This window comes from Paenibacillus sp. FW126-R14 (genome assembly GCF_058789495.1).
This window is the reverse complement of record NZ_JBYTBS010000029.1, coordinates 16,104-27,510: the sequence shown is the minus strand read 5'-3', so window position 1 is coordinate 27,510 and position 11,407 is coordinate 16,104. Positions and strand designations below refer to the sequence as shown.

Annotated in this window: 2 protein-coding genes; both read left to right on the top strand. The window is 53.7% G+C overall.

What is annotated here, in order from left to right; translation table 11 throughout:
- Nucleotides 1-53 precede the first annotated feature (53 nt).
- Nucleotides 54-10,196: an S-layer homology domain-containing protein gene (locus AC3WRW_RS18530; protein WP_492547783.1), complete on the top strand. Its 10,143-nt coding sequence runs from the start codon at nucleotides 54-56 to the stop codon at nucleotides 10,194-10,196.
- Between the two features lie 320 nt (nucleotides 10,197-10,516).
- Nucleotides 10,517-11,401, top strand: coding sequence for an ABC transporter permease (locus tag AC3WRW_RS18525; protein WP_492547782.1), 885 nt, complete (start codon nucleotides 10,517-10,519; stop codon nucleotides 11,399-11,401).
- The last annotated feature ends 6 nt before the right edge of the window (nucleotides 11,402-11,407 follow it).

The following is an 11,407-nucleotide window of genomic DNA, read 5'->3' as shown; positions in this document are numbered from 1 at the left end:
TGAACAGCTTTTGGGCTGGATATGGTTATGTATGGACACTAGGAGGACAGTTCATGAGTAAAGTTTTTTCTAGAAAAAGCTTTAGGCTCGGCATTCTTATGCTGCTATTGCTTATGTGTGGAGCACTGCTGGTTCAAGCGGATACCGACAACTGGACGGATCACGCCGACACAGCCTGGTATGACAACTATTCCAATTACACGACGTTTACGATTGACTCACCGGACAAGCTGGCGGGAATCGCCAAGCTTGTGAATAATGGTACGACGGATTTTCGGGGGAAAATATTGGCGGTAGACCGAAATTTGAGTTTGTCGCAATACAAATGGGTTCCCATTGGAACGCCGAACCTGCCGTTCAGAGGCAGTCTTATCGCGGGCGGCGGCGGACCTTTCACGATCTCCAATATTGCCGTAACTGGCAATTACAGCTATGCGGGCTTCATCGGCAATATGGAAAATGCGACAGTGGGGGGCTTGGTGCTGTCCGGAAACATAGCCGTCCAAACGACGGATGAGGCCTATGTCGGAGGTCTTGCCGGCCGCGTCAAGAGCAGCGGCGGGAATAGCAGCTACATTTATGATGTTTCCACGAATGTCAGCCTGAACCTGACAGTCACCGGCAACACGTATGCTGGCTATGCAGGCGGTATTGCCGGGTCGGCTAGCGGGACGTTCAACAATGTTGCGAACAGCGCTCCCGTTACCGTTACCGGCGTGACTTACCAAGCCGGCGCCGGAGGCATTGCGGGGAGCACCGAGGGATCGCTTACACTGAAGACGGCAAGCAATACGGCTGCCGTTTACGTCAAGAACTCGGGAGCCGCAGCGGCTGGCGGGATCATCGGTCAGGTGAATGCCGGCTTGTTGATGGCAGAGGGCAACACCGTCATTAAAAACAGCAGCAGCGTCAAAGCAGATGGGACAGTCGCTTATAGCGGAGGAATTATGGGACGTCTGACTGCGGCAGCGGATTCGGTTACTTTCTCCGATCAGACGGCAAACTCAGGGAGTGTGCAGGTAAACGCAGCCAATTCCACGGAGGCATATGCCGGGTCGCTGACGGGCTTGTTTGAAAAGGATTTGAACCTCAGTTTTAATTATGTCAATTCCGGACCGGTCACGAATCAGGCGAAGGATCTGGTTTATACGGGCGGTTTGGCAGGTCGAATAAAGGGAAGCCTTACGGTTAGCCGCAACTTTGCCAATACAGTGGACATTCAAGCGGAGGCATCCGGTACGAAGAATGTATATACAGGCTCTATGGCCGGTTATGTCGACGGAAATATTTCCGCAATATCCGGCTTCCAAATCAAAAATCAAGGGAAATTAACGGTGTCAGGCACTGCCTCCAACGTCTATACAGGGGGATTGTTCGGGGCTGCTGGCGGACAGCTTGCCTTCGGCAGCATGCAGCCGGGAGCATACGTCAACAGCGGGGATATTACAGTAACTGGAAAATCGGATATTTACACCGGAGGCATTATTTCCAGTCAGGCTTACACGCAGGCGGCAAACAACGTATCGAATACAGGCAATATTACGGTAACGGGAGATAAGGCTTTGTATACCGGCGGCTACATCGGCAAAATAACGGCAGCCGGGGCCAATCTCTCGGGCGCTCAATACGCCAAAACGATTCGTGTCAACGGAGCTCTTGCGCAAAATACGGATTTGGCTTCAGGCATTTTTACCGGCGGCATCGTCGGGCTTGTTGAGCAGTCCGGAACCATTGACGGCGCCTCTTTTACAGGGACGTTGACAGTGGCAGGCGGAGAATACACCTATACAGGGGGGATTGTCGGTTATTTGGGAGCCGGAACGATTTCTGGCGCCAAGGCGGGTAATACCGCCGCAAGTCAGGCTGCAATCGACTCCTCTGGGGATGCGGGAGGCATCGCCGGTTATTCAGCGGGCAGCATCCAGTCCTCAGCTCCTGAATATATAGCGATTCGTGCCCAAGGCCAGAATGGGCTTCAAGGGAGAGCGGGAGGTATAGTCGGGGAGACGACCCCGACAGCGACCATTGGAAGCGGGGAGTCACCGATCGCGGTGAAGCATGTGAGTGTGACTTCGACCACAGACAAGTCCATGCTTGGAGGAGCCGTCGGTGAAAACCGTTCGGGCACTGTTTATATATCGATGCCTTTGACGGATGCCAGCGAGCTGAAGCTGCAATCCAGCGGGGCTGACTCCTTCATTGGCGGTGTATTCGGCAAAAACAGCGCTTCGCTTACCGCAGCCAATCTGCCGAACATTCGCAATATCAAGCTCGCTTCCAGCGGTGCGCGCGCACAAGCCGGAGGCATCGTCGGCCAGAATGCCGGAACGCTTAACCGTATAGCGATTCTGAATCCGGATATCGCCACCGAAGGGCAAAGCAGTATCGCAGGTTTGCTCACAGGCCGCAGCACCGGCAGCATCGTTCAGCCTCAAGTATTTAGCGAGAATGGCCTGAATCCGAAGCTGACGGTGAATGGGCCACAATCCGTGGCTGGAGGCATTGCCGGAATATTGGAGAATGCGGCGATATCCGGCAATGGTACGGACACGGCAGTTGCGGGTGCGATTATCAACGCTGCCGGGGATGGCAGTATTGCCGGAGGCATCGCCGGTCAAAGCATCCTTTCCAACCTGGATTCTGTCGTCAGCGGCAGCCCTGTCCTTACGATTAGCGGCGCAGGTTCTGCGGCAGGCGGTATCGCCGGGGAATCGAAGGGTGCCGGTTATCATATTCAAAGCAGCAGCGTTCGGAATCCTCTGATTACGGCAACCGGTGCTGCTTCCAAGGCTGGAGGCATTGCAGGACAAACAGAAAATGAGATCATCAATTCTTCCATAACCGCCGAGGATGGAGAGTACGCCATTCTCAAGGTCGGCGGGGCAAATTCCCTTGTTGGCGGCATAGCCGGCAAGGCAGTAGGCGCTGCCATCAGCGGGAATGCCCAAGACCATAATGTGGAGGATGTACTCATCCATCTCCTGGAAGCTGCTGACGGAACAACGGCGGGAGGGGCTGTTGGCTGGAATGAAGCGACCCCGATCCGCAGCTTGTATGCTGTCAACGTGAAGATTACGGATAACGCTCCGCACGCTACAGTAGGCGGATTGGCCGGTTATCACAAAGGCTCAAGCACCGCTCTCATTGCCGATAACTATATGTCGCCGATCAACATAACGGCAAACGCCTCCTCCAGCAATTCTATTCTGGGCGGCCTCGTCGGTTTGAACGATGTCAGAGCCGGAGGGATGGACAACGGTGACCCAAGAGCGATCGCGAGTTCTGTTCAGAATAACAGGAATCTGGGCAGCTTGACGGTGAACTCATCTGACTCCAAAGTGGGCGGTCTTGTTGGAGAGAACCGTTCGGTGATTGCCAATACAAGTATTTCCGACGGCTTCCGCGTCGTTTCCCAGGGCAGTCAGAACACGGTAGGCGGTCTTGTCGGGCTGAATGCCAAGACGGTTTACTACTCTTTCTCGAATGCGACATTATCGTTGGGAGGCAGTCGCACGAAGGCTGGCGGACTTGTCGGCGAGAATACCGGACTTATTGCCTCCTCTTACATGCATAACGATTTATCCGCCGACATTAGCGGAACCGGGACCGAATACGGGTATTTGGGTGGATTGATCGGTAAAAACAGCGGTGCGGTTGAAAGGTCGTACGCTTCATCCGTTGTTTCTTCCAATGGGGCTAATGCCATCGCAGGCGGTCTTGTAGGTTGGCAGGAAAGCGGCAGCGTGGACAGCAGCTACGCTGCGAAAAATGTGCTGGCCAAAGGCGCCAATTCCTTCGCAGGAGGCTTCTTCGGAAGAATAACCGGCGGAACCGCCAAAGACAGCTATTCGGCAGGGCAAATTTCCGGAGAGAACGGCGCATATGCGGGCGCCTTCGCCGGCAGATACGATACGGCCAATAAGGAACTGCTGGAAAACAACTATTATGTAAAAGATGAAACTTTAGGAATCAACAGCGGTCTATTGGACTTTGCCGCAGGAAATTATTACGAGTTGAAGCTCTATAGACGTCTATCTCCTATACTGTCCAGCAGTCTGGCAGACAGGGAGGCTTTCAAAGTTTTGTCGGGCTGGGATTTCAGCAGCCAGAACAAAATATGGACATACGGCACAACTCATGCGGAATACATCTATCCCGAGCTGGTGCTGGAAGCAGGCAGCGGGGGAGGTCCGACCCAGCCTGAAATCAATGTCAATATCAGCTGGTATACGCAGCATAAAGAAGATCTGCGTTTCTTCATCGGCACAGAAGCGGAGCTTGCGGGACTTGCGGCCGTTGTCAACGGCAGTGTGACGGGACTTCCACAATTCGATTTTGCCGGAAGAGTGGTGGAGCTCACCGCTCCGATACGCATTCAGTCCGCTCAATGGACACCGATCGGAAACAGCGAGCAGCATGCTTTTGAGGGAAGCTTTAACGGCAAAAATTATTTGATCAGCGGTTTGAGAGTGGATAAGCCAGATTTGGCGGGCTTATTCGGGGTAGTAGGAAGTAAAGCAGCCATCAGTCAAGTCAAGCTGGAGCCGGTTTCGGTAACAGGAGCAAACCGCGTCGGCGCGTTGACCGCGTGGAATAAGGGGCAAATCGCCAACGTCAATATTACCGTACCGGCAGGAGGTTATTTGACCGGAGGGATGTATACGGGCGGTGTTGCCGGAGAGAGTCAAGGAACCGTACGGCAAGCTACTGTTAACGTGGATGGCACCGGGGAAATCCGCTCCATGACGAGCGGCGCCGCCGTTGGAGGCGTGGTCGGATACGCTTCGGGAGGAAGCCTGACCGATACGGCGATTACGCTGAATGGCGGAGTGATCAAGGGCTTAGGCTCCGGCAGCAATGCGGGAGGCGCCGTGGGTATGTCCGGCAAGGATCATACGCTGAACGGCATCCGCCTCCTTGCACATAATGATGGCATTGCCAATCCGGTGAATATTACGGGCAATGGCAATGTGGGAGGCATCATCGGAGCCAAAACGGGTAAAGAATCCGCCGTGTGGGACATCTCCGATGTGACCGTCGAACAAGCGGTCATTTCCGCAGGAACCGGCGGCAATGCTGGAGGCGTTGCCGGCAGCCTTGATAAATCCGCGCTTCTGAACGGTGTATTCAAGGGGAGCATCAAGTCGGGTTCGGATGTGGCAAGTGTGGGAGGCATCGCCGGCAAAAGCCTTGACTCCATTATTTACAAAGGGACGGCAGTCCCCGATATTACCCTTTCTATGTCAGCCGGATCAAGCTATGCGGGAGGCATTGCGGGGATCGCTGAGACGACGGCAGATACGCCTTTCGATTTTGGCCAAGTGCTGCCTTTGTATAGGGGGATCACGCTTTCCAAGGCGGAAGGCGGAACGATTCGAATCGTGGGGACAGGCAATCAGGCTGACGTTTCGGCCGGTGGGGTTGTCGGCATGAACAAGTCGTCCTCCCTGTACTACGCAAGCGCAACTTCGGGTATCGAAGCTTCAGGCGTGAAAACAGCCAATCTCGGAGGTATCGCAGGCTGGAACACGGGGGACATTGTAAACGGAGCTTCAACATCCGCCATTACGGCTTCGAACTCCAGCATTTATAATGCGGGAGGTATCGTTGGACTTTCGACAGGCGGCCGGATTGTGTATTCACAGGCTAATGCAGGCAGTACCGTAAATGTAAGCGGGACGGTTGGCAATTCGGGCGTCACTACGGCTGCCCATACGGGAGGTTTTGCCGGCAGGGTGGCGGATACGATCATCCGAAACTCAGCATCCGATTCGATCGTGCAGGTTGCCAGCGATAACCCTTACACGACGCTGTACACGGGAGGCTTTGCCGGACTTTTGGAATCCGGCGTTAGCGGCAGCGGATCGATTGAGCGTGCTTACGCCAAAAATTCCGTTACCGTATCCGGGAAGGCAGGCTCGTACGCCGGCGGCTTTGCCGGGGATATCGATCATTATTCCATTCAGGAGGCCTATGCCTCAGGAACAGTTTCCAATAGGGCCTTTGATGCTAGAAGCGGCGGCTTTGCCGGCATGATCGATCAGGGCGCCGTGATTGCCAAAGCTTATGCTGCCCAAAGCAGTGTGGAGGCGGTCGGCACAAATGGAGCCACACGGGCGTATGCGGGCGGCTTTGCCGGGTATAACAACGGCAGTCTGACGGAAACGTACGCCGCCGTAGGGCACACGGCTTCTCTGGCCAACGGGTCCAATTCCTATGTCGGCTCCTTCATCGGCTATAACTTCAGGGACGGCCAAGTGAACAACTCCTATTATGAGGGAGATACGGGGATCGGCCATGGTACGGCAGTGCAGGGTCTTGCTCGGGCCGACCTCTCTGTGCAGGAAAATGTTGCCGGATGGGATTTTGCCACAGACCATGCTTCTTGGGCTTATTTAGAGGGGAGCAATGGCGGCAAGCCTGTGCTGAGGAACGTTGCCAGCTGGACCTTCGCACCGGATATGTCGTTTATGATGGAGGCGTCCTCCGCTGACAATCTTGTCATTACCAGCGAGCAGCAGCTTGGAGGCGCGGTGGCGCTGCTAAATGATTCAGATCTCAGCTTCTATCGTCTGTATCATAAAAACGCCGAAGGGAAGATGGCGGTATCGAAACTGACGCTGGGGCGGGATTTGAACCTTTCCGGCGCGTTATGGATTCCTTTCGAAGCGTTCACGGGAGAATGGGACGGCGGAGGTAAAAAGATCGCCGGGTTAAGTTATGGCGGCAATGGCGCCAATAACTTCGGGTTTGTGAGAACGAATAAGGGGACAATCCGGAATACGGTCTTCGCTGACGCACGGATTACAGCCGGATCGATTGTAGGGATTGTAGCAGGAACGAATGCGGAGAACGGCGTCATCGCGAATATCACCGTGAGCGGAAAAGTGTCCGGAAGCGGGGATTATGTAGGCGGCGTTGCAGGTAAAAATATCGGCGTGCTTAGCAGCGTCTCGACAGGGGATCTCGAAATAAGCGGCCGGGATTATGTGGCAGGGATTGCCGGATCGGCGAAAGAGCTGTCGAATATCCAGGCAGGCAATATCTCTGTTACAGCCGCACATTATGCCGGGGGCATAGCCGGAGAGGCGACAGGCATTTCTAACGTGGTTGCCGGGAACGTAACGGTCAAGGGCGAAGGCGCGCTTGGCGGCGTGGCCGGCGCGGTGACAGGACCTGTCAGCAGCATCCGGGCGGGAAGCGTGACTGTGGAAGCGTCAAACGGGATAGCGGCAGGTGTCGTACCGGAAACGGGCTACGAAATCAAAGACGTAGAGCTGATCGGTGTAGACATTAAAGGCGCAGGCCATATTGGCGGCATTGCCGGCAAGACGACGGCGATGATCAGCGGCATTACCGTGACCGGAAAGACAAAGATTGCGGCAGCAGAAGGCTTTGCCGGAGCGATAGCCGGATCGGCGAAGCAAGTAGCGAATATCCGGACAGGCGACATCTCCGTTACCGCCTCGCATAATGCGGGAGGCATCGCCGGAGCGGTGACAGGACCTGTCAGCGGCATTCGAGCGACAAGCGTGACTGTGGAAGCTGCAAACGGGACTGCGGCAGGCGTCGTGCCGGAGACGGATCACGACATCAAGGACGTGGTATTAAGCGGCGTAAACATTAAAGGCGCAGGCCTTATCGGCGGTATAGCAGGCAAAACGACAGCAGCGATTATCCAAGCTTCGGTCCAAGGAGCGCTATCGGCGAAGGATGGCGTGGCCGGAGGGATTGTCGGCAGGAATGAAGGCAGCGTAGTCCGTTCCCACTTTAAGGGATCAATATCCGGCGAGGCGCAAGCAGCAGGAGGATTGGCCGGCGAAAATATGGCTCGCATGGAAAGCTCTTATGCTGTAGGGAGCATCGATATTCATAAAGATGGCGCCCAGGTGAAGATTGGCGGGCTCGCCGGAACGAACGGACCGGCGGCTGTCATAGAAAAAAGCTTTTCGAATGCAGAGCTTCATGCAGAAGCCGATGTTGTGAGCGCCGGAGGGATTGCCGGCGAAAACGAAGGCACTTTGCACGGCGTCCTGAACGCCGGGAATATTCACGTCTCGGGCCAAAGCTTCACCCGGGCAGGAGGTATAACCGGATATGCGCTCGCAGGCAGTATCAATAATGTACTGAGCTATGGACAGGTCGAAGGAGCAATTAACGGATTGATGATCTACAAGAAGACCTTCTACGGCGGAATTGCCGGTCAGGTCACGGATCAAGCATCCATTTCCAATGCATTTAGCGACAGACAAATGCTTAAGGAAGATATTGTTTACAGCAATGGCGGCGGTCAAATCGTCAAATCCGTACCAGGCAAGGCCGAGAATTTGCTAACCGGCACTCTAATTAAGGGTGCGCTGCATGAAGGCTTGGATGGGACGATCTGGAAGGCTGCAGACGGATTCTATCCACAGCTAGCCCAGTTCGATGGCGTAGATTCGGCCAAGCTGACGGCGGCAGCCGTTGTGTTGAATGAACATGATACAGCTTATCGTGTGAAATCCAGCTACATTTTAACGAACGACCCTTCCATTGTGTGGAAGACTGTGAATAAAGATAGTGAAGTGCAGCTTATCGCATCTTTACAGCAGGAGAGCAGAACCGTTACCGTGAATAAGAAGGCTTTGATGTACGCCGATACGGCACAGAAGCCTTCAGGATTGTCAAACACGACCTTCGAAGGTAAAACTAGTATTACTTTGACTGCTGATGAGCCGCAGGGAATCATTTATTACACCTTGAATGGCAGCCAACCTACGGAGGCGTCACAAAGGTATAACGGACCTTTTGAGTTAACAATGACTACGACCGTACAGGCGATTGTACTAGCTGAAGGTAAAAACGACAGTGAAACTGTTCAAGCGGTGTATACGAAGAAGGAGATTGTTCCTGGCATCGGGGGAGGAGGCGGCTTCTTTCCGCCTAGCGCTACGGCGAATGTATTAGTGAATGGCAAGGCCGTAACCGCAGGTACGGAAAATACCGTATCCACGGGCGGAAGAGTAAACACGGTCATTACGATCCAGGCAGAGCCGCTAAAGCAGCTGCTGCTTCAGGAGAAAGGCGACAATGCCGAAATCTCCGTCGTCTTCGATAAGAAGTCGGACATATGGACGGTAGAGCTAAACAACGAAGTCATGCGGGAGATGGCTGAACGAAAGGCCGCTCTCCGGCTTGATACCGGCGGAGCCGTTTACCGTATTCCCGCCGTGCAGCTTGCCAAGGATGCTGCGCTGCAAAGTCTGAACAAGCGAGCGGCATCAGGCGATGTGCGGGTGCGGATCGAGATTAGCGCTCCGGGTGAGGCGAAAGCCAAGCAATTTGAGCAAGCAACTGCTCGCGGCGGATATGCGTTTGTCACTCCGCCAATGGAATTTAATGCCTCTTACATCGCGGGAGATAAAGCTGGCGAGCTCGGTCATTTTAACTCCTATGTGGAACGAACGCTTATTCTTCCGGACAACGCAGCGGAGACCGGGAAGTTGGCGGGAGTTACGATCACCGAGGATGGAGCCGTCAGCCCCGCTGCAACTCAAACCGCCCGCATTGGCGGGAAAAGGGCTGTGGTGATCCGGAGCATGGCCAGCAACGGCACGTTTGCAGTTGTTCGTTCATCTGCAGCATCCTTCGGTGATGTAGAACAGCATTGGGCGCAGGAAGCTATAAGCGACCTGAGCTCGCGCTGGATGATCAGCGGCACAGGCGCAGGCAAGTTCGAGCCTGATCGCAGCATGACACGGGCGGAATTCGCGGCGATTGCGGTTAAAGCATTAGGCTTGCCGGGCAAAGACGAAGCGGCCGGCAACGTGTTCTCCGATGTGAACGCGGCAGACTGGTACGCCCCTTATGTCCAAAGGGCGTATGAATACGGACTGATTTCGGGACATGAGGATGGCACCTTTGGCCCGCTTGATACGATCAGCCGGGAGCAGGCAACGACGATTATCGCGCGGGCGATACGCCTCTCCGGCTTGGAGGTCCGTGTTGCGGACGACGAGGCGGATCAGCTGTTAGCGGGCTTTGCCGACGCGGGCCGAATCTCAGGCTATGCCAGAGCCGGCATCGCCGAAAGCGTCAAAGCGGGACTTCTTTCAGGGAAAGGCGATGGAATATTCTCGCCTGGTGATCCGATGACCCGGGCTGAAGTGGTGACGATCTTGCGTAAATTGCTGCAGAAGTCAGCGCTTATAGATTGATCATAGAAAGACCTCCATCTTCACCTTCATGGTGTTGTTGGAGGTCTTTTCGGCTTCGCGTCAGAATGTGTATAAAGCCTTCATTTTCACTATTCTGATTTGTCCTGTTTATTCCTCCTAAATTCCCATCTATTCCCTTCTTCCAATGCTTGCCTCTTTTTATAATAAGTCTATCACCTTCGTAAGCGCTTTCGAAAACATTTCAGCCAACAGAGCAAGGAGGAGTTACTCTGCGAACGACACCTTCACAAGCTGCGCCGGTACAAACGGCTGCATCCACGAATGCGCGAACTCGCATCGGAAAAACGGCAATAAAAAGTATGAAACGGCATTGGCAGCTCTATCTGCTCATTCTTCCTCCCGTCGTGTATTTTCTAATCTTCAAATATTTGCCAATGGCGAACGCTGTACTCGCATTCAAAAATTACAATGTCATCAAAGGTATTTGGGGCAGTCCCTGGGTCGGCACCAAGTACTTTCAGCTCTTTCTTAGCAATCCCGCCTTTGCCATGCTGATAAAGAATACGCTTGCCATCTCTTTATACCAGTTAGTTGTTTCTTTTCCTATCCCCATTATATTAGCGCTTGCTCTAAACGAAGTGAAAAATGTCGCCTTCAAGAAAACGGTCCAAATGGTAACCTACGCCCCTTATTTTATTTCTACCGTCGTAATGGTATCTATGGTGATGCTGTTTCTATCGCCAAGGCTGGGTATTGTTAACACAATTGCAAATGCAATGGGCTTCCCCTCCATCAACTATTTAGGCGAGCCTGGGATGTTTCGTTCGGTTTATGTCTTCTCCGATGTGTGGCAATCGATGGGCTACTCTGCTGTGATCTATCTGGCTGCCCTGTCCGGCATTGATCCGTCGCTGTATGAAGCGGCCAAAGTTGACGGCGCTTCTCGTTTTCAAAAGATACTTCATGTGGATTTGCCGGGTATTCTGCCAACGGCCGTCATTATTCTTATTTTGAGCGTAGGAAATATGATGGCAGTGGGTTTTGAGAAAATGTATCTGCTGCAAAATCCGCTGAATCTGGCAACTTCCGAAATCATTTCTACCTATGTATATAAAATGGGGCTGCTCAATGCGAATTACAGCTTTGCGACCGCGGTTGGCTTATTTAATTCGGTCATTAATCTTGTCCTGCTCTTGATTGTCAACAGCATGGCCAAGCGCGCATCAGGTAATAGCCTGTGGTAGACCGCA

Coding starts and splice junctions, on each gene's coding strand:
- AC3WRW_RS18525 (WP_492547782.1), top strand. CDS start 10,517: ATGAAACGGCATTGGCAGCTCTATCTGCTCATTCTTCCTCCCGTCGTG.
- AC3WRW_RS18530 (WP_492547783.1), top strand. CDS start 54: ATGAGTAAAGTTTTTTCTAGAAAAAGCTTTAGGCTCGGCATTCTTATG.